Below are 20,193 nucleotides of genomic sequence, written 5' to 3' on the forward strand. Positions count from 1 at the left end.
CCGGGGGCCAGGGCCACTCAGCCCAGCGGGTGCATCCAACCGTGCGCGTCAGGAGCCGTACCCCGCTGAATGTCCAGCAGAGCCTGGCGGAGCCGGAGCGTGACCTCGCCCGGCTCTCCCCCGCTCTGCTTCCACTCCGCCCCGGCCCTCTTCACCGTACCGACCGGAGTGATCACAGCCGCCGTACCGCAGGCGAACACCTCGGTCAGCGCCCCGCTCTCCGAGTCCCGCTGCCACTGGTCGACCGAAACCCGGCCCTCCTCGGCCTTGTACCCGAGGTCACGGGCGACGGCGAGCAGGGAGTCCCGCGTGACGCCCTCCAGGATCGACCCGGTCAACGAGGGCGTGACGATCCTGTCCCCGTACACGAAGTACAGGTTCATCCCGCCCAGCTCCTCGACCCAGGTGTGCTCGACGGCGTCGAGGTAGCAGACCTGGTCGCAGCCCTTCGTCGCGGCCTCGGCCTGCGCGAGCAGGGACGCGGCATAGTTGCCGCCCGTCTTCGCGTCGCCCATGCCGCCGGGCACGGCACGCACCCGGTCCTCGGAGACCCAGATGGAGACCGGCTTCACGCCGCCGGGGAAGTACGCCCCGGCCGGGGAGGCGATGACCAGGAACAGGTACTCGTTGGCCGGCTTCACGCCCAGCCCGACCTCGGTCGCGATCATGAACGGACGGAGGTACAGGGACTCCTCGCCACCGTGCGCCGGAACCCACGCCTTGTCCTGCTTCACCAGCGCGTCGCACGCCTCGATGAACGTCTCGACCGGCAGCTCGGGCATGGCGAGCCGGCGCGCGGACCGCTGGAAACGCTCGGCGTTCTTCTCGGGCCGGAACGTGGCGACCGAGCCGTCGGGGCGCCGGTAGGCCTTCAGCCCCTCGAAGATCTCCTGGGCGTAGTGCAGGACCGTGGTGGCGGGGTCGAGGGAGATCGGCGCGTACGGCACGAGCTGTCCGTCGTGCCAGCCGCGGCCTTCCGTCCACTTGATCGTCACCATGTGGTCGGTGAAGTGGCGGCCGAACCCGGGGTTGGCCAGGATCGCCTCGCGCTCTGCGTCGGAGAGCGGGTTGGCGGAGGGCTTGAGCTCGATCGTGGGCGTCGTCATGGGTTGATGTCCTTCACCGGTTGTAGTGACGGGCCGCGCTCGGTACTGCTCTGAATGTGACCAGTGCTAGGACGTCCGAGCATTCCCTCATTCCGCGGCCTCGCGTTCGATTATCGCCCGTGGGCGGCGGAGGAAGGAACGGGGTGAATGCGACCCGGTGGTCGATGGTGGCACCCGGCGGGGAACATGCGAAAGCCGCCGGGTGCGGATGCGACCCGGCGGCTTCGTGAAAAGCAGCGGCGGGTCAGCCGGCTACTCGTACGGCGAGCGCATCGCCGATCTCCGTGGTGGAGCGGGCGGGCTTGCCCTTCCGCTCGGAGAGGTCGGCGGCGACCGCCTCGTCGATACGGTCGGCCTCGGCCTCGTGGCCGAGGTGGCGCAGGAGCAGGGCGACGGACAGCACCGTGGCGGTCGGGTCGGCCTTGCCCTGGCCTGCGATGTCCGGGGCCGAGCCGTGCACGGGCTCGAACATGGACGGGAAGTCTCCGGACGGGTTGATGTTGCCGGAGGCGGCCACGCCGATGCCGCCGGAGACGGCCGCGGCGAGGTCGGTGACGATGTCGCCGAAGAGGTTGTCCGTGACGACGACGTCGAAGCGCTCGGGCTGCGTGACGAGGTAGATCGTCGCCGCGTCCACGTGCATGTACTCGGTGGTGACCTCGGGGAACTCCTCGGCCACCTTGTTGAAGATGTTCGTCCACAGGTGACCCGCGAAGGTCAGCACGTTGTTCTTGTGGATCAGCGCCAGCTTCTTGCGCGGACGGGCCTGGGCACGCGCGAAGGCGTCGCGGACCACGCGCTCGACACCGAAGGCCGTGTTCACGGAGACCTCGGTGGCGACCTCGTGCTCGGTGCCCTTGCGGATCGTGCCGCCGTTGCCGGTGTACGGGCCCTCGGTGCCCTCGCGGACCACCACGAAGTCGATCTCCGGCTCGCCGGCCAGCGGGGTGGCGACACCCGGGAGCAGCTTCGACGGGCGCAGGTTGACGTGGTGGTCGAAGGCGAAGCGGAGCTTGAGCAGGAAGCCGCGCTCCAGGATGCCGGACGGCACGCTCGGGTCTCCGATGGCGCCGAGGAGGATGGCGTCGTGCTTCTTGAGGGCGTCTAGGTCGGCGTCGGTGAGGGTCTCACCGGTGGCGTGGTAGCGCCGCGCGCCGAAGTCGTACTCCTTGGTCTCCAGCTTCACATCCTGCGGAAGGACGGCGGAGAGGACCTTCAGCCCTTCGGTCACGACCTCCTGGCCGATTCCGTCACCGGGGATCACTGCGAGATTGATGCTGCGAGACATGCGGGCACCCTACTCCTCGTCCCATGGGATGACACGCAGTGTCCGCGATACGGACACGTCGCCCCTCGTTCACCCGTATGTCAGACCGGTGTTGGGCCTTGCTGGGAAGTTGACTCCCATGGAGACTCCCGACTTCGGCATTCCCCGGCGGCTCGCGGACCGGATGAGCATGGCGGAACAGCACGAGTATCTGCGGACGCGGCTGTCGCGGCGGCGCACGCTGGTGACGGCCGGCGCGGTGGCGAGCGGGCTGCTGACCGGCTGCTCGGGCTCGGGCTCGGGGTCCGGATCCGGATCCGGGGGCGCCACGGCGACCGGGGACCCGTCGCCGAGCACGTCGAAGGCCCCCGGCTCCTTCGTCCCCCCCTTCGGCCGCCATCTCGCCTTCGGCGCCGACCCGAAGTCCCAGATGCGGATCTCCTGGCAGGTGCCGCTCGCGGTGCGGAAGCCGTACATCCGGGTCGGCCTGCGCCCCGACGACCTCGGCCGCAAGGTGGAAGCTGAGCTGCGCGATCTGCACACCCCGGAGCTGAAGGGCGTACGGGCGGCGGTCGACCAGTACTACCTGCACGCGGCGCTGGACGGGCTGCGGCCCGGCACGACGTACTACTACGGCGTCGGCCATGAAGGCTTCGACCCCGCCTCCCCCGACCGCCGGTCCACCATCGCCTCCTTCCGCACGGCGCCCGCGAGCCCGCCCGAGCGGTTCGTGTTCACCGCGTTCGGCGATCAGGGCGTCGGCGAGGAGGCGGCGCTCAACGACCGTCTGCTGCTGCGGCAGAGCCCCGCCTTCCACCTCCACGCCGGTGACATCTGCTACGCCGATCCGACCGGCAAGGGCAAGGAGTCGGACGTCTTCGACGCCGGGCAGTGGGACCGGTTCCTCAAGCAGACCGAGCCGGTCGCCCGGTCGGTGCCGTGGATGGTGACGACCGGCAACCACGACATGGAGGCCTGGTACTCGCCGGACGGCTACGGCGGCCAGCTCGCCCGCTTCTCCCTGCCGGACAGCGGCTTCGACGCGCGTACGGCACCGGGCGTGTACGCCTTCACGTACGGCAACGTCGGCGTGGTCGCGCTGGACGCGAACGACGTGTCGTACGAGATCCCCGCCAACTTCGGCTACACGGAGGGGCGGCAGACGAAGTGGCTGGAGAAGAAGCTCGGTGAGCTGAGGGCCGCGAAGGACGTGGACTTCATCGTCGTCTACTTCCACCACTGCGCGTACTCGACGTCCACGCACGCCTCCGACGGCGGGGTGCGCGCCGAGTGGCTGCCGCTGTTCGCGAAGCACGAGGTGGACCTGGTGATCAACGGGCACAACCACGTGTACGAGCGGACCGACGCGATCAAGAACGGCGAGGTGGGCAGGCCGGTGCCGGTCGGCGGGACGACGGACCCGAGGCGGGACGGGATCGTCTACGTCACCGCGGGCGGCGGCGGCAAGGAGCTGTACGGCTTCCCCGACGGGGTGAAGGAGAGCTACGAGGGGAACACCGCCGACCATGACGCGGTCGCCACGTTCCGGTGGACCAAGTCCCAGGACACGAAGGGCGAGTCGGTGGAGTGGTCGCGGGTGCGCTACCGCGGGTTCTCGTTCCTCTCGGTGGAGGCGGAGAGCGGCGCCGCGCCGAAGCTGAAGGTGTCGGCGCTGGCGTCGAGCGGTGAGCGGATCGACCATTTCGAGGTGCGGCGCGGGGCGTGAGGCCCCGCACCGCGCCTCGTCGGGCGGCTCCCGGTCCTGTCAGCGGCTCCGGTGCGGCTCAGTGGCCGGTGGATCCGCCGTTGTCCCTGCGGTCGAGGGCGCGCTGGAGCGCGGCGGCGGCGTTCTTGCGGTCGGACTCGGTCGTCCGGGAAACGTGACGGACTCGGCGGCGGACGGTCGTCTCGGCCATGGGAAATCGACTCCTTCGACAGCATGGAGCGCACAGAGTGATGGGAGACGCCGGAGGGGGCGGGGAGCGGTGCCGCAGGGGTTGCCTGCACGGGGCCCGGCTCACGACCGCCATTCGCTTGGTCGAGCGAGACGTTCGGCTCCTACAAAACTAAGGGAGGCCGGAGCGTCTGTCTCCACAATTACTCGGACTTCCTACTATCTGAGACGGTGGACTGCGTCACACTGCGCTGAGCTGCGGTGATTCCTAGAGCACGTCTCCGTCGCGCCAGTCGAAGAGCAGCGCGTGCGCGGGGTCGAGCGCACCGGCGAGGGCCGGGCGGACATAGGTGCTGTCCTCTTCGTCCGGCAGGCGGATGTCGCCCTCCCGCGGGCTGAGGGCGTGCACCTCACCGCTCCACAGCCGCCAGCCGCGGGAGGTGTAGAGCCGGGCGCCGTCGTCGCTGGCGGACAGCGCGCCGAGGTCGTAGGCCCGCTCGACGACGCGTTCCAGCTCGCCCATGATCCGCCCGCCGAGGCCGCGGCGGCGGGCGTCGGAGCGGACGGCGACGTTCTCGACGTACCCGGCGCGCAGCCAGCGCCCGCGGTGCCCCACCCGGCGCATCACGACCGCCCCGTGCGCGGCGAGACCGGAGTCGTCGTGCACGAGGGCGTGCATGCCGCCGAGGCCGTGGTCCCAGTCGTCGTCGCCGAAGTCGCCCTCGAAGGCGGCGTCCAGGAGGGCCCGTACGGCGGCCAGTTCGGCGGGGGCGAGGTCGGCGGTGTGAGCGGTGCGCACGCGGATGGTCATCGGCCCAGTATGGGAAGGGGCCGGGAGGCTCTCGACCGGATATACGCCGACGGGCCGGGTCGGACGACCCGGCCCGTCGGTTCCGCGAGGGCTCAGCCCATGTGCGGGTAGGTGTAGTCGGTCGGCGGGACCAGCGTCTCCTTGATGGCGCGGGTCAGGGTCCAGCGCATCAGGTTCTGCGGGGCACCGGCCTTGTCGTTGGTGCCGGAGGCACGGCCGCCGCCGAAGGGCTGCTGGCCGACGACGGCACCGGTCGACTTGTCGTTGATGTAGAAGTTGCCGGCCGCGTAGCGGAGCTTGTCGGCCGTGTAGGCCGCCGCCGCGCGGTCGTTCGCGATGACCGAGCCGGTCAGGGCGTAGTCGGAGACGGACTCCATCTGGGTCAGCATCTCGTCGTAGCGGTCGTCCTCGTAGACGTGCACGGCGATGATCGGGCCGAAGTACTCGGTGCGGAAGACCTCGTTCTCCGGGTCGGTGCACTCGATGACGGTCGGCCGGACGAAGTAGCCCTCGGAGTCGTCGTAGGTGCCGCCCGCGACGATCGTGCAGGTGGCGTCCTCCTTGGCGCGGTCGATGGCGGCCTTGTTCTTGGCGAAGGCACGCTCGTCGATGACGGCGCCGATGAAGTTCGACAGGTCGGTGACGTCACCCATCTTGATGCCGTCGACCTCGGCGGCCAGCTCCTCCTTGAAGCCCGCGTTCCAGATCGAGGCGGGGATGTACGCGCGGGAGGTGGCGCTGCACTTCTGGCCCTGGAACTCGAAGGCACCCCGGGTGAAGGCCGTCTTCAGGATCGCCGGGTCGGCCGAGGGGTGGGCGACGAGGAAGTCCTTGCCGCCGGTCTCGCCGACCAGACGCGGGTAGGTGCGGTACTTCTCGATGTTGTTGCCGACCGTCTTCCACAGGTACTGGAAGGTGGGGGTCGACCCGGTGAAGTGGATGCCCGCGAGGTCGCGGTGCTCCAGGGCGACCTTCGAGACCTCGATGCCGTCGCCGGTGACGAGGTTGATGACGCCCTTGGGCAGACCGGCCTCCTCCAGCAGCTGCATGAGCAGCACGGCGGCGTGGGTCTGCGTCGGGGACGGCTTCCAGACGACGACGTTGCCCATCAGGGCGGGGGCCGTCGGGAGGTTGCCCGCGATGGCGGTGAAGTTGAAGGGCGTGACCGCGTAGACGAAGCCCTCCAGCGGGCGGTGGTCCAGACGGTTCCACACGCCCGGGGAGTTCGCCGGGGGCTGCTCGGCGAGCAGGTTGCGGGCGTAGGCGACGTTGAAGCGCCAGAAGTCGATCAGCTCACAGGGCGTGTCGATCTCGGCCTGCTGCGCGGTCTTGGACTGGCCGAGCATGGTGGAGGCGGCGAGCGTCTCGCGCCAGGGGCCGGACAGCAGCTCGGCGGCGCGCAGGATGATCGCGGCGCGGTCGTCGAAGGACATCGCGCGCCAGGCGGGCGCGGCGGCCAGGGCCGCGTCGATGGCGTCCTGGGCGTCGGCCTGCGTGGCGTTGCGGTACGTGCCCAGCACGGCCTGGTGGTTGTGCGGCTGGACGACCTGGAAGGCCTCGCCGCCGCCCATCCGCTTCTCGCCGCCGATGGTGCAGGGCAGGTCGACGGGGTTGTCGGCCAGCTCCTTCAGCCTGGCCTCCAGCCGGGCACGCTCGGGCGAGCCGGGGGCGTAGCCGTGCACCGGCTCGTTGACGGGGGTGGGGACCTGGGTCACAGCGTCCATGTTTTCCCAAACTCCTTACTGAGCGGTGTGTCGGTCAGCCCTTGGTGAGCATCGATCGTGCGAAGAACCGCAGGTTGGCCGGTTTCTCGGCGAGCCGGCGCATGAAGTAGCCGTACCAGTCGGTGCCGTAGGCGGTGTACACGCGCATGCGGTGGCCCTCGGCGGCGAGGCGGGTCTGCTCGTCGCCGCGGATGCCGTAGAGCATCTGGAACTCGTACTCGTCCAGTTTGCGCCCGGCGCGGTGCGCGAGCTCCTGGCCGATGGCGATCAGGCGCGGGTCGTGGGACCCGATCATCGGGTACCCCGTCCCCTCCATCAACGTACCGAGAATCCGTACGTACGCCCGATCGATCTCGTGCTTGTCCTGGTACGCGACGGAGGCGGGCTCCTTGTAGGCGCCCTTGACCAGGCGCACCCGGCTGCCGTTCGCGGCGAGGCGGCGGGCGTCGGCCTCGGTGCGGAAGAGGTAGGCCTGGATGACGCAGCCGGTCTGGGGGAAGTCCTTCCGCAGCTCCTCGTGGATGGCGAACATCGAGTCGAGGGTGGTGTGGTCCTCGGCGTCGAGGGTGACCGTGGTGCCGATCTCGGCGGCGGCCTCGACGACCGGGCGGACGTTCTTCAGGGCCAGCTCGTGGCCGTCCTCCAGCGCCTGCCCGAACATCGACAGCTTCACCGACATCTCGGCGCGGGTGCCGAGCTCCAGCGGCTTGAGGCGGTCGATCAGCTCCAGGTAGGCGTCCCGGGCGGCGGCGGCCTGCGCGGGGTTGGTGATGTCCTCGCCGACGACGTCCATCGTCAGCTCCAGACCCCGGCCGGCGAGGCCCTGGACCACCGGGACGATGTCGTCGACGCCTTCGCCCGGGATGAAGCGGTCGACGACCTGCTTGGTCACCGGGGCCGCCGAGATCAGACGTCGCATCCGGTCGCTGCGAGACGCGGCGAGAATCACGGGACCCAGCACGGGGCACCTCCAGAGCACAACCAAACGGATGGCCGAACCTCAGGCGGATGACGCTTCGGGTACGGCGCGGAGAACCACCGTGAAACCTAGGGATCCCCTCGATCGTCGACCATCGACAGCTGTCACGCATCCGTGCCGCAGATCTCAGACAGATGTATGAAGGCTTGTGGCCCGTGGGGGACAATGCCCGCATGACGTCGGAACACCGGGGCGACTACGAGGAGCTGGTCGACGAGATCTCGGAGCTGCTCGGCGCGCCCGCGACGCTGGAGAACCGGGACTTCGAGCTGATCACCTTCGGGGCGTACGACAGTGAGGGCGACCTCGATCCGTCGGCCCTGGATCCGGTGCGCACCCGCTCGATCCTGACCCGCCGTTCGACGGCTGCCGTGCGGGCGTGGTTCGAGGGCTTCGGCATCACGCGTGCGACGGGCCCGGTGCGGATCCCGCCGACGCCGGAGGCGGGGGTGAACCGGGGCCGGATCTGCCTCCCGGTCCGTCACCGGGGCGTCGTCCACGGCTATGTCTGGCTCCTGGACGACGATCCCGGCCCGAGCGAACGCCAGCTCTCCGCCGCCATGCAGGTCACGACCCGGATCGGGGCGCTGCTCGCGGACGAGGCCCAGCACGGTGCCGACCTCAGCCGCGAGCTGCGCGCCGTCCTCACGGCGGAACGCGACTGGCAGCGCGACATGGCCATAGCGGAACTCCGCACCGCCCTCGGCCCCCGCGCCGACGGTCTGCACACGGTGATCTGTGTGGCTCCCTGGCCCTCGACCGACCCCGACGACGCGCCCTCGGTCCGCACGATGCCGGGCGCGACGGCCCTGTGCACCCTGCCGTGGGGCGCCGCGTCCCAGTGCGTGGCCCTGCTGATCCGCCTGCGCTCGGCGGACGTACTGACTCCGGCGACAACGGCGGCGGCACGGCTGCTGGAGCGGGCGGGCGGTGGCGCTGCCTCCGGCGGGTCCGGGTCGAGGTCCGGGTCGGCGCCGAGGTCCGGGTCCGGGTCCGCGTCCGGCTCGGGGTCCGGGGCCAGGTCGGGGTCCGGGTCCGGGTCGGGGTCCGGGTCGGGGTCCGGGTCGGGGTCCGGGTCGGGGTCCGGTGCCGGGTCGGCATCGAGGCCCGGGTCCGTGTCCGGGGCCGGTGCCGGGTCGGCATCGAGGCCCGGGTCCGGGTCCGGGTCCCGTCAAGCGGGCTCCTCCCCCCACGGTCCAAGCGGCCCCGCCGCCGGCCTCGCCACCCCTCGCTCAGGCCTCGCAGAGCTCGGCACCGCCTGGTGGGAGGCGTCCGCCGCGGCCCGGGCCGCGCTGGCCGAGGCCCGGTTCGGGCCGGTCGCGCAGTGGGCGGAGATCGGGCCGTTCCGGCTGCTCACCGCGCTGCCGCCGGACGTGGCCCACGACCCGGCCGTACACGCCCTGCTCTTCCCGGTGCACCGGGAGCTGGCCCGTACCGCCGAGATCTACCTCGACTGCGCCGGGCAGGCCGCCCGGGCCGCCGCCGAACTGGGCATCCACCGCCAGACCCTGTACTACCGCCTGTCCCGGATAGAGAAGCTGACGGGCCTCGACCTGGACGACGGCGAGGACCGGCTGCTGCTGCACATGGCCCTGAAGGCGCACCGACTGTGAGGACCGGCCCGGACATGCCCCTGCTGCTGCTCGACCTCGACAACACCCTCATCGACCGGGACGGGGCGTTCCGCGGTGCGGTGACGGCGTTTCTCGCCGAGTACGGGCTGCCCCCGCAGGACGTCGAGTGGGTCATGACCCTCGACGCGAGCGGATACACGCCCCGCCAGGAGGTCGCCCGGGCCCTGTACGACCGGTACGGCATCGGCCAGGACACCGTCCGCGCCCTGCTCGACCGGGGCGTGGCCGACCGTGTCGTCCTGGACGGCTCCACCCGCACCGCCCTCGACCGTGCGGCCACCGCCGGCTGGACCCTGGTCATCGTCACCAACGGCCGTACCGCGCAACAGGAGGCGAAGATCCGCAACACCGGCCTCGACGGGCTGACGCACGGCTGGGTCGTCTCCGAGGCGGTCGGGCACAAGAAGCCCGCGCCGGAGATCTTCCACGCCGCGGCCGCCACCGTCGGCGCCTCCCTCGACGGCGCCTGGGTGATCGGCGACTCCGCGCACGCCGACATCGCCGGCGCGGCGGCCATCGGCGTCCCGAGTGTCTGGGTGTCGGCGGGCCGTGCCTGGTCGGACGCGGCACTCCGCCCCACCCGAACCAGCTCCGACGCGGCCTCCGCCATCGACTCGGTCGTCCTCACCCGCCCCTGATCACATCGGCCGCCCGCATGTGATCCAACCGTCAATTGTTGAAAACGATTGTCAATGCTAAGGTCGGCGCAACCGCTCTCTTGACCACCCCTTTACCCGGAGGGCCCCGTGCGCCTGCCCGCTCGCCGCCTGCTTCCCGCCACCGCCCTCACGGCCGCTTCCGCCCTGCTCACCGGCTGCTTCACCGGCACCCAGCAGGCCACGGACGACTCCGGGCCGGGAGGCAAGCGCATACGCGTCGCCATGCTCCAGCCACCCCGCTCCGGCCTCTCCCCGCTCTCCGACGACGCGTTCAAGCTGTCGCGCTGGTCGACCGCCGAGACGCTGGTGAAGCTGGACCGGGAGGGCGACGCCCGGCCCGCGCTCGCCACCGAGTGGAAGCAGTCCGGCCGCACCTGGACCTTCAGCCTCCGCGACGGCGTCACCTTCCACGACGGCACGAAGCTCACCCCCGAAGCCGTCGTCCGGGCCCTCACCGAGGCCGCCACCGCCTCCCCCAAGCCCCGCATCCTCGACGGCGTGGACCTGACCGCGAAGGCCGACGGCGAGAAGGTCACCGTCACCACCGCCACCGAGGACCCCCTGGTCCCGCAGCGCCTCAGCTCCCCGCAGCTCGCGATCCTCGCGGCGAAGGCCTACCGGGGAAAGACCGTGAACCCCGTCGGCGCCGGCACCGGCCCCTTCGAGCTGACGAAGGTCACCGGCACCTCCTCCGCCACCCTCGACCGCTACGACGGCTACTGGGGCGGCAAGGCCGAATCCCCCGGCATCGACGTGAAGTTCGTCCCCGACGGCACCGCCCGCGCGGCGGCGCTGCGCAGCGGCGAGGCCGACATCGTCGAGGCGATCCCCGTCTCGCAGGCCGCCGTCCTGGACCAGGACCTGGTCACCGAGGTCCCGATGCCGCGCACCAACACCCTCTACCTGAACACCGGGAAGGGCGCGTTCAAGGACCCCGCGATCCGCGCCGCGGCCAGGGCGGCGATCGACGCCGAGTCGATCGTGAAGGGCGTCTACGAGGGCCGCGCCGACGTCGCGAAGGGCCTGCTCGGGCCCGCCCTCCCCTGGGCTGCCGAGCTGCGCACCCCGGTCGAGCGCGCCGAGCCCGGCGACCCGGCGGGCAAGACCGTCACGATCGGCACGTACACCGACCGCTCCGAGATGCCCGAGGCCGCCGCAGCGCTGCAACAGCAGCTCCAGAAGGCCGGGTTCAAGGTGAAGCTGGACGTGCGCGAGTACGCCAACATCGAGTCCGACGCGCTCGCGGGCCGCTTCGACGCGTTCGTCCTCTCCCGCGCCACCGTCCTCGACTCCGGCGACCCGGCCGCGTATCTCTACAGCGACTTCGCCTCCCAGGGCACCTTCAATCTCTCGCACCTGAAGGACCCCGAGGTCGACAAGGCCCTGAAGAAGGCCACCGACACCCCGGTCGGCGACGCCCGCCGCAAGGCGATCGCCGAGGCCGAGGCCGCCGTCCTGGCCACGGACGCGGCCGTTCCGATGCTCCACGAGCGCGTGATCCAGGGCGATGCCGCCGGGGTCGTGAACGCCGCGCACGACCCGCGCGAGCGGGAACTCGTCACCGCGGACACCTACGTCAAGTGAAGTCCCTCGCGAAGCACACGGCCGGGCTGACCCGCTGCGCCGGTCTCCTCGCCGTCCTGGCCGTCGTCGGCCTGCTGCCCTGGCTCTCCCACCGCGACCCGGCACTCACCGTGCTGCGCGCCCGGTCGGCCGAGCAGGAGGCGACCGAGGAGGCCCTGGCCGCGATCCGCGCCGACCTCGGCCTGGACGCCGGTCCGCTGTCCCTGCTCGGCCGGTGGGCCGCCGACCTGCTGCACGGCGACTTCGGCACCTCCTGGGTGTCGGGCCACGACGTCCTGCCCTCCGTGATCGCCGGGCTCCAGGTGTCGCTGGGGCTGATGGGTGCGGCGCTCGGCGTGGCGGTCCTGCTGGCCGCCGCGCTGGTGACGCCGGTGCTGGTGCGCGGGCGGGGCTCGGCCGGGGCGTTCGCCGCGATGCTGGCCGCCGTACCCGAGTTCCTGCTGGCCACCGTGGCGCTGCTGGTGTTCGGGGTGTGGCTCGGATGGCTGCCGACGTCCGGCTGGCAGAGCGTCGAGTATCTGGTGCTGCCCGCGCTCGCCCTGGGCGTCCCGGCGGGCGGGCTGCTCGGGCGGCTGGTGGCGGACGCGCTGCCCGCCGTGCTCGACGAGCGGTGGGCGGAGCTGTGGCGGGGCGCCGGGGTGAGCCGGGCGCGGATCGCGGGGGCGGCGCTGCGGCGCGTTCTGCCGCCGCTGGTACCGCAGTTCGGGATGGTCGCCGTCGGTCTGACGGGTGGTGCGGTGGCCGTGGAGACGGTGTTCGCGGTGCCGGGCATCGGCCGTACGGCCCTCGGCGCGGCCCGGTCGCAGGATCTTCCGCTGCTGCAGGGCTCGGTCCTCGCGCTGCTGCTGCTCGGGCTGGTCGCGGGCGCGGTGGCGGCGGGCGTACGACACCGGCTGCTGGGGCCCTCGCTGCGGGACGCCGGGCTGACGCTGCCACCGGCCCGCCCGGTCCGCGCGCACCCGGCCGTTCCGGTGGTCCTGGCCGCCGTTCTGCTGCTCACCATCGGCTGGGGCCTGCTGCGCGACCCCTACACCGTGGACACCACCGTCCGTCTCGCCGCGCCTTCCTGGTCACATCCGCTCGGCACCGACGGTCTCGGCCGTGATGTGCTCGCCCGGCTCGGTCACGGCGCCGCCTCGACGGTCGGCACGGCGACGGCGGTCTGTCTGCTGGGCCTGCTGATCGCACTCGTGCTGGGCTTCGCGCCGGGCCTCGCGGCGGGCGCGTCGGACATCGCCAACGCCCTGCCGCCGGTGATCGTCGGCATCCTGGTCGCGGCGGCCGTCGGACCGGGCACCGGAGGGGCGGCCCTGGCGGTGGCTCTGATCTCCTGGCCCGCCCTGTCCGCGCACGCGGCGGCCCTGGTCCAGGAGGTGCGGGCGTCCGCGTTCCTCACCGCCCAACGGGCCATCGGCGCAAGCCCGTTCTGGATCCTCACCCGGCATGTCCTGCCGTCCGTCGCCGCCCCGGTCGCCCGCCATGCCCTGCTGCGGCTGCCGGGCATCGCCCTGGCCCTGGCCTCCCTCGGCTTCCTGGGCCTCGGCGCCCAGCCGCCCGCCCCCGAGTGGGGCCTGCTGCTGGAGGAGTCCCGGGCCTATGTGGAACGCGCCCCGTGGGCGGCCCTCGCCCCGGCGGTGGCCCTGGCCCTGCTGGCGGGCCTCGCCGTGTCGGGCGCGGCGCTCACGCAAGGCCGGAGAGTACGGCGAACCACCCCGGCGCCCGTCGAGACCAAGGCGAAGAAGGAGGCCCCCGTTGGAGTCTGAGCCCCTGCTGTCCGTGCGCGAGCTGCGGATCGCCTTCGACGGGGTCGAGGCCGTGCGCGGTCTCTCCTTCGACGTGCTGCCGCGTGAAGTCCTGGGAATCGTCGGCGAGTCAGGAGCGGGCAAGTCCCTCACGGCCCGCGCGCTCCTCGGCATGACGCCGCGCGGCGCGACCACCGGCGGGACGATCACCCCGGACCTCTCCGCCCACCGCGGCCGCCGTATCTCCCTCGTCCCGCAGGACGCCCTGTCCGCCCTCTCCCCCGTGCACCCGGTCGGCGACCAACTCGCCGCCGCTGTACGGTCGGTGACCGGGGCCTCCCGCAAGGAGGCCCGGGCCCGGGCGGTCGCGGCCCTGGACCGCGTAGGCATCCCGGACGCGGCACGCACGGCACGGGCGTATCCGCACGAGTACTCCGGCGGCATGCGACAGCGCGCCGTGATCGCCATGGCCACGATCAACGAGCCCGACCTCGTCATCGCCGACGAGCCCACCACCGCCCTCGACGAGGAGCGCCGCGACCAGGTCCTGCGGCTGCTCGCCGAGCAGCGGGAGGCGGTCGGCGCCGCGCTCGTCCTGGTCACCCACGACCTGGACGCCGTGGCGGCCCACGCGGACCGGGTGCTGGTCATGTACGCCGGCCGCCTCACCGAACTCGGCCCGGCGGAAGAGGTACTGGCCCGCCCCCGCGCCCCCTATACGGCCGGCCTGCTGGCGTCCCTCCCGCAGCACGCTCCCCCGGGCCGCCGCCTGCCCGCCCTGCGCGGCACCCCGCCCGCCCCGGGCGCGCTCCCGCCGGGCTGCGCCTTCGCCCCGCGCTGCCCGCTCGCCGCGGACCCCTGCCACACGACGGAACCGGAGCCCCGGCAGGTGGCCGGACGCCTGGTCGCCTGCCATCGCCATGAGGAACTCCCCCACCCCGCGACGGAGTTGTTCATGAAGGAGGGACAACCGGCATGACCGATCCCCTGCTCGACGTCCGCGACCTGGTCGTCCGCTACGGCCAGGTCACCGCCGTGGACGGCGTCTCCTTCTCCCTGGCCCCCGGAGAAACCCTCGCCCTGAACGGCCCGTCCGGCTGCGGCAAGTCCTCCACGGCCCTCGCGGTGCTCCAGCTCCGCCGCCCGGCCGGAGGTGAAGTCCATTTCGAGGGGCGGGAGTTGACGTCCCTCCCGGAACACGAACTGCGTCCGCTGCGTCCCCGTATGCAGCCCGTCTTCCAGGACCCGTACGGCTCGCTGAGCCCCCGCCACCGCATCCGGGACGCCGTCGCCGAACCGCTGAAGGTCCAGGGCCGCTGGCGCCCCACGGCCGGGCCCGCCCGGGTGGCCGAACTCCTCGACCGGGTCGGCCTCGACCCCGCGTACGGCGACCGCCGGCCGCACGAACTCTCCGGCGGCCAGTGCCAGCGTGCCGGCATCGCCCGCGCCCTGGCCTGCGAACCACGCCTGCTGGTCCTCGACGAGCCGGTGTCGTCGCTCGACCCGTCGGTGCGGGCGGGCGTACTGAACCTGCTGGCCGACCTCCAGGACGACCTGGGCCTCGGCTACCTGTTCATCTGCCACGACCGAGCGCTCGTACGGCACTTCGCGGACCGGGTGATCGAGATGCGCGAGGGCCGCCTCACGTCCGGTCAGCGGCCTCGATGACCTGGCGCAGCCCGTCGGTGAGCGCGTCGGCGTCCGGCGCACGCTCGGGGTCGAAGTTCCACTGTGCGATGAGCCCCGTCATCAGCGTCGTGTAGAACCTGCCGAGCGTATCCAGGGTCTTGTCCGGGATGTCCTCCTCACGGACCCCCATGAAGAGCGCGACCAGGGCACGCTCGGCATCCCGCTGCTGTTGCGCCAGATGGTCGCGCACCACGGGCAGCTGGTCCCCCATGGCCACGATCTCCATGCTGAGGCGCCACATCGAACCGGGCCCCCGCATGGTCCCGATGATGTTGGACCACACCTCCTGGAACCGCTCCAGCGAGCCGGGCTCGGCCTCGCTCCCCCCGGGCTTCTCCCCCTCGAAGGCGTCGGAGAGCTCACCGACCAGCGACAGATACGCCTCCGCGACCAGCGCGTCCTTCGAGCCGTAGTGATAGCCGATCGAAGCCAGGTTGGTCCCCGACTCCTTGACGATGTCGCGCGCGGTCGTGCGCATGAACCCCTTCGCCAACAGGCAGCGCTTGGCGCCCTCGAGCAGATCCTCACGGTGTCCCATGACAGCCCACTCTACCCCGGCATTCATACACCCGTCCCAGACGTACGTTTTATACATGCGTACTAGACAAGCGTTTAAGACGCTCGTACAGTCCTGCCCATGACGACGAACCCCACCCCTCCGGCCCGTGCCGGCCGCCGTGAATGGACGGCGCTCGGCGTGCTGATGCTGCCGTTGCTGCTGGTCTCGATGGACGTCTCCGTCCTGTACTTCGCGGTCCCCGCGATCAGCGCCGACCTGGAGCCGAGCGCCACCCAGCAGCTCTGGATCTTCGACATCTACGGCTTCGTCCTGGCCGGCCTGCTGATGACCATGGGCTCCCTCGGCGACCGCATCGGCCGCCGCAGGCTCCTGCTGTTCGGCGCCGCCGCCTTCGGCGCGGCCTCCCTGGTGGCGGCCTATGCGAACAGCGCCGAGACCCTGATCGCCGCCCGGGCGGTCCTCGGCATCGGCGGCGCGACACTGATGCCCTCGACGATGGCGCTGGTGCGCACGATGTTCACCGACCCCGCGCAGCGCACCAAGGCGATCGGCGTGTGGTCGGGGGTGATGACGGCCGGCATCGCGCTCGGCTCGGTGATGAGCGGTGTGCTGGTCGAGCACTTCTGGTGGGGCTCGGTCTTCCTGGTCAATCTGCCCGCGATGGCACTGCTCCTGGTCCTCGGGCCCTTCCTGCTGCCCGAGTCGAGGAACCCGCACCCCGGCCGCTTCGACCGGCTGAGCGTTCCGCTGTCGATGGCGGCGGTGCTCCCCGTGATCTACGGCCTGAAGGAACTCGCGTCGCAGGGCTGGGACGTGCGGTACGCGATGTCGGTGTCCGTCGGCCTGGTCTTCGCCGCGCTCTTCGTCCACCGCCAGCGCACGGCGGTGTCCCCGCTGATCTCACCGGAGCTGTTCCGGGCCCGCGGTTTCGGCCCGGCCGTCGTCCTCAACCTCGTCGCCGCCTTCGGCATGATGGGCTCGGCGTACTTCACGACGCAGTACATCCAGTCGGTCCTGGACATGGGCCCCCTGGAGGCGGCGCTGTGGAGCCTGCTGCCGTCGGTGCCGATCGGGCTGGCGGCCGTGGCCGGCGCGCAGTTGGTGCAGCGGGGCGTTCCCCGCGCGCATGTCGTCGGCGGAGGCTTCGCGGTCACCGCGTGCGGCTATGTGCTGCTGGCCCTGGCCGGGACGGACTCGCTGTGGCTGCTGCTCGCCGCGTGCGCCGTTCTGGCCTCCGGCGTGGTCGTCGTCATGTCGCAGGTGGCGGACCTGGCCCTGAACGCCGCCCCGGTGGAGAAGGCGGGCGCGGCCTCGTCCCTGCTGGAGACGGGCACCGAGTTCGGCGGCGCGCTGAGCATGGCGTTCCTGGGCTCCATCGGTACGGCCGTCTACCGCCACGAGATCCCGGCCTCGGCGCCCGCCCCGGCCCGCGAGACCCTGGGCGGCGCCTTGGCCGTCGCCGACCGGCTGCCGGGGCGCGCGGGAGACGCCCTGGCGACGGCGGCCCGCGAGGCCTTCACCAGCGGTATGCACGCGGCGGCGATCACCAGCGCGGTGCTGCTGGTGGGAGCGGCGGTGGCCGCCACGGTGCTCCTGCGGCGGGTCCCCGAAAAGGAAAACGCCGGACGGGCTGATCAGCTCAGCCCGTCCGGCGTCTGAAGGCAGGTCAGACCAGGTTCACGGAACGAGCGGAGGTCGTACCGATCTCCGCCGCCACCTCGGCCAGCACCCCGGCGGTCACCGTGTCGTCCACGGTCAGCACCGCCAGCGCCTCGCCGCCGACCGCGGCCCGCGAGACCTGCATGCCGGCGATGTTGATGCCCGCCTCGCCGAGGATGCGGCCCACGGTGCCGACGACACCCGGACGGTCCTCGTACCGCAGCACGACCATGTGCTCGGCGAGCGCGAGGTCGACGTCGTACTCCCCGACCGCGACGATCTTCTGGAGGTGCTTCGGGCCGGCCAGCGTGCCGGAGACCGACACCTCCTCGCCGTCGGCGAGGGTGCCGCGCACGGTGACGACATTGCGGTGCTCGGACGCCTCGGAGCTGGTGGTCAGGCGCACCTCGACCCCGCGCTCCTGCGCGAACAGCGGGGCGTTCACATAGGACACCGTCTCGTCGACGACGTCCTCGAAGACACCCTTGAGGGCGGACAGCTCCAGCACCTTCACATCGTGCTGGGTGATCTCGCCGTACACCTCGACGTCGAGGCGGACCGCGACCTCACCGGCGAGCGCCGTGAAGATCCGGCCGAGACGCTCGGCGAGCGGCAGGCCCGGCTTGACGTCCTCGGCGATGACACCGCCCTGCACGTTCACCGCGTCCGGGACGAGCTCACCGGCGAGGGCGAGCCGCACCGAGCGGGCGACGGCGATACCGGCCTTCTCCTGCGCCTCGTCCGTGGAGGCACCGAGGTGCGGGGTGGCGACGACCTGGTCGAACTCGAAGAGCGGGGAGTCCGTGCAGGGCTCCTTCGCGTACACGTCGAGACCGGCACCGGCGACCCGGCCCTCCTTGAGGGCGGAGTACAGCGCCTCCTCGTCGACGATCCCGCCGCGCGCGGCGTTGACGATGCGCACGCTCGGCTTGACCTTGCGCAGTGCCTCGTCGCCGATCAGACCGAGGGTCTCGGGCGTCTTCGGGAGGTGGACGGTGATGAAGTCGGAGACCTCGAGCAGCTCGTCCAGCGACAGCACCTTGACGCCCATCTGCGCGGCGCGGGCCGGCTGCACATAGGGGTCGTAGGCGACGACCTTCATGCCGAAGGCCGACATGCGCTGGGCGACGAGGGCACCGATGCGGCCGAGGCCGACGACGCCGAGGGTCTTCTCGGCCAGCTCGACGCCGGTGTACTTGCTGCGCTTCCACTCGCTGTTCTTCAGCGCGGCGTTGGCCTGCGGAATGTTGCGGGCGGTGGCGAGCAGCAGACCGCAGGCCAGCTCGGCGGCGGTCACGATGTTCGAGGTGGGGGCGTTGACGACCATCACGCCGGCCTTGGTGGCGGCGGAGACGTCCACGTTGTCCAGGCCGACGCCGGCTCGTGCGACGACCTTGAGCTTGTTCGCCGCGGCGATCGCCTCGGCGTCGACCTTGGTGGCCGAACGGATCAGGATCGCGTCGACATCGGCGATGGCCGGGAGCAGCTCGGCTCGGTCCCCGCCGTTGCAATGCCGGATCTCGAAGTCCGGGCCAAGCGCGTCGACGGTTGCGGGCGACAGCTCTTCAGCGATGAGTACGACGGGTTTCGAGCTCACGTGAGTCCTCACAAGTCCAGTGCTGCGGACGGCCGTCCCGACGGCCGCAGGCGGTGGAGGGGCTAGCCGCGTGGAAGACGCACGACGCTGTGAGCCTGACGCGTATATATGCAGCAGTGTAGTGGTGCTGCGGTGGGCGCCTCACGCCTGTGCGGAAGGATCACCCGGACGAGAAAGGGGCCGGTCGCGGCAGCGGTGCCGCGGCCGGCCCCGGGGGCTCACGCCTCCTCGTCGACCCAGCTCATGAGCTTGCGCAGCTCCTTGCCGGTGGTCTCCAGCAGGTGCTCGGAGTCCTGGGTCTTGTACTCGTTGTACTTCTTCAGACCGCCGTGGTACTCGTCCATCCACTGCTGGGCGAAGGTGCCGTCCTGGATCTCGGCGAGGACCTTCTTCATCTCGGCCTTGGTGGCGTCCGTGATGATCCGCGGGCCGGTGACGTAGTCGCCCCACTCGGCGGTCTCGGAGATCGACCAGCGCATCTTCTCCAGGCCGCCCTCGTACATGAGGTCCACGATCAGCTTCAGCTCGTGCAGGCACTCGAAGTAGGCGATCTCCGGCTGGTAGCCGGCCTCGGTCAGGGTCTCGAAGCCCGCCTTGACCAGAGCGGCGGTGCCACCGCAGAGAACGGCCTGCTCGCCGAAGAGGTCGGTCTCGGTCTCCTCGGTGAAGGTCGTCTTGATGACGCCGGCGCGGGTGCCGCCGATGCCCTTGGCGTACGACAGGGCCAGCGCGAAGCCGTTGCCCGTGGCGTCCTGCTCGACGGCGGCGATGCACGGAACGCCGCGGCCCTCCTCGTACTGGCGGCGGACCAGGTGGCCCGGGCCCTTCGGGGCGACCATGCAGACGTCCACGCCGGCCGGGGGCTTGATGAAGTCGAAGCGGATGTTCAGGCCGTGCCCGAAGAACAGCGCGTCGCCGTCGTTCAGGTTGTCCTTGATGTGCTCCTCGTAGACCTGGGCCTGGATCGGGTCCGGGACGAGGATCATGATGACGTCGGCCTCGGCGGCGGCCTCCGACGGGCTCACCACGCGCAGGCCCTGCTCCTCGGCCTTGGCCTTGGACTTGGAGCCCTCGTGCAGACCGACGCGGACGTCGACACCCGAGTCACGGAGCGACAGCGCGTGGGCGTGGCCCTGGCTGCCGTACCCGATGACCGCGACCTTGCGGCCCTGGATGATGGACAGGTCGGCGTCGGCGTCGTAGAACAGCTCGGCCACTTTGGGTTCTCTCCTCGGGAGTGCAGGTGTTGCGTCCCACCGTATGACGGAGGGCGGAAGGGAAGTCTGAGGGTCTCGGAATACGGGCGGCCGACGGCGCGCCGACCGCCC

At 71.5% G+C, this 20,193-nt stretch carries 17 protein-coding genes; 8 read left to right on the forward strand and 9 right to left on the reverse strand.

Annotated features, from left to right (window positions below; translation table 11 throughout):
- Positions 1-17: 17 nt before the first annotated feature.
- Entirely contained in the window at positions 18-1,106 is a 1,089-nt protein-coding gene (locus KJK29_RS10015; RefSeq protein WP_215118353.1) for a branched-chain amino acid aminotransferase, read from the reverse strand.
- A gap of 244 nt (positions 1,107-1,350) precedes the next feature.
- A complete protein-coding gene (locus KJK29_RS10020; protein WP_215118354.1) occupies positions 1,351-2,394 on the reverse strand; it encodes a 3-isopropylmalate dehydrogenase in 1,044 nt (347 codons plus the stop codon).
- A 118-nt stretch (positions 2,395-2,512) separates the two neighbouring features.
- Here KJK29_RS10020 and KJK29_RS10025 point away from each other — a divergent pair, with 118 nt between their 5' ends.
- Positions 2,513-4,099: a purple acid phosphatase family protein gene (locus KJK29_RS10025; RefSeq protein ID WP_215118355.1), complete on the forward strand. Its 1,587-nt coding sequence runs from the start codon at positions 2,513-2,515 to the stop codon at positions 4,097-4,099.
- A 58-nt stretch (positions 4,100-4,157) separates the two neighbouring features.
- Here KJK29_RS10025 and KJK29_RS39160 read toward each other — a convergent pair whose 3' ends face one another.
- The 4 genes from KJK29_RS39160 to KJK29_RS10040 form a co-directional block, all read right to left on the reverse strand.
- Positions 4,158-4,289, reverse strand: coding sequence for a hypothetical protein (locus tag KJK29_RS39160; protein WP_005479955.1), 132 nt, complete (start codon positions 4,287-4,289; stop codon positions 4,158-4,160).
- A gap of 246 nt (positions 4,290-4,535) precedes the next feature.
- Entirely contained in the window at positions 4,536-5,078 is a 543-nt protein-coding gene (locus KJK29_RS10030; RefSeq protein WP_215118356.1) for a GNAT family N-acetyltransferase, read from the reverse strand.
- Between the two features lie 92 nt (positions 5,079-5,170).
- Complete coding sequence (pruA, locus tag KJK29_RS10035; protein ID WP_215118357.1) at positions 5,171-6,802, reverse strand: L-glutamate gamma-semialdehyde dehydrogenase; 1,632 nt, start codon at positions 6,800-6,802, stop codon at positions 5,171-5,173.
- A gap of 34 nt (positions 6,803-6,836) precedes the next feature.
- On the reverse strand, positions 6,837-7,763 hold the full coding sequence (locus tag KJK29_RS10040; RefSeq protein WP_215118358.1) for a proline dehydrogenase family protein: 927 nt from the start codon (positions 7,761-7,763) through the stop codon (positions 6,837-6,839).
- Positions 7,764-7,954: 191 nt separating this feature from the next.
- Here KJK29_RS10040 and KJK29_RS10045 point away from each other — a divergent pair, with 191 nt between their 5' ends.
- From KJK29_RS10045 to KJK29_RS10070, 6 genes are all read left to right on the forward strand, one after another.
- Positions 7,955-9,394, forward strand: coding sequence for a PucR family transcriptional regulator (locus tag KJK29_RS10045; protein WP_215118359.1), 1,440 nt, complete (start codon positions 7,955-7,957; stop codon positions 9,392-9,394).
- 14 nt (positions 9,395-9,408) lie between these two features.
- Positions 9,409-10,053, forward strand: coding sequence for an HAD family hydrolase (locus KJK29_RS10050; protein ID WP_215118360.1), 645 nt, complete (start codon positions 9,409-9,411; stop codon positions 10,051-10,053).
- Between the two features lie 108 nt (positions 10,054-10,161).
- The gene (locus tag KJK29_RS10055; RefSeq protein WP_215118361.1) at positions 10,162-11,658 is read left to right on the forward strand and encodes an ABC transporter substrate-binding protein; all 1,497 of its coding nucleotides are present in this window, start codon (positions 10,162-10,164) and stop codon (positions 11,656-11,658) included.
- Positions 11,655-13,421: an ABC transporter permease subunit gene (locus KJK29_RS10060; protein ID WP_215118362.1), complete on the forward strand. Its 1,767-nt coding sequence runs from the start codon at positions 11,655-11,657 to the stop codon at positions 13,419-13,421. The genes KJK29_RS10055 and KJK29_RS10060 overlap by 4 nt, the downstream gene beginning before the upstream one ends.
- Positions 13,411-14,379: an ABC transporter ATP-binding protein gene (locus KJK29_RS10065; protein WP_215118363.1), complete on the forward strand. Its 969-nt coding sequence runs from the start codon at positions 13,411-13,413 to the stop codon at positions 14,377-14,379. The genes KJK29_RS10060 and KJK29_RS10065 overlap by 11 nt, the downstream gene beginning before the upstream one ends.
- On the forward strand, positions 14,376-15,068 hold the full coding sequence (locus KJK29_RS10070; protein ID WP_215118364.1) for an ATP-binding cassette domain-containing protein: 693 nt from the start codon (positions 14,376-14,378) through the stop codon (positions 15,066-15,068). The genes KJK29_RS10065 and KJK29_RS10070 overlap by 4 nt, the downstream gene beginning before the upstream one ends.
- Here the strand turns inward: KJK29_RS10070 and KJK29_RS10075 are convergent.
- Positions 15,043-15,627: a TetR/AcrR family transcriptional regulator gene (locus tag KJK29_RS10075; protein WP_215118365.1), complete on the reverse strand. Its 585-nt coding sequence runs from the start codon at positions 15,625-15,627 to the stop codon at positions 15,043-15,045. The genes KJK29_RS10070 and KJK29_RS10075 overlap by 26 nt on opposite strands.
- A gap of 99 nt (positions 15,628-15,726) precedes the next feature.
- Between KJK29_RS10075 and KJK29_RS10080 the strand changes: the two genes are divergently transcribed.
- Positions 15,727-17,268, forward strand: coding sequence for an MFS transporter (locus tag KJK29_RS10080; RefSeq protein ID WP_215118366.1), 1,542 nt, complete (start codon positions 15,727-15,729; stop codon positions 17,266-17,268).
- Between the two features lie 7 nt (positions 17,269-17,275).
- Here KJK29_RS10080 and serA read toward each other — a convergent pair whose 3' ends face one another.
- Entirely contained in the window at positions 17,276-18,865 is a 1,590-nt protein-coding gene (gene serA, locus KJK29_RS10085; RefSeq protein ID WP_215118367.1) for a phosphoglycerate dehydrogenase, read from the reverse strand.
- Positions 18,866-19,083: 218 nt separating this feature from the next.
- Positions 19,084-20,082, reverse strand: coding sequence for a ketol-acid reductoisomerase (gene ilvC / locus KJK29_RS10090; RefSeq protein WP_215118368.1), 999 nt, complete (start codon positions 20,080-20,082; stop codon positions 19,084-19,086).
- Positions 20,083-20,193 lie beyond the last annotated feature (111 nt).

This window comes from Streptomyces koelreuteriae (genome assembly GCF_018604545.1).
Classification (GTDB): Bacteria; Actinomycetota; Actinomycetes; order Streptomycetales; family Streptomycetaceae; genus Streptomyces; species Streptomyces koelreuteriae.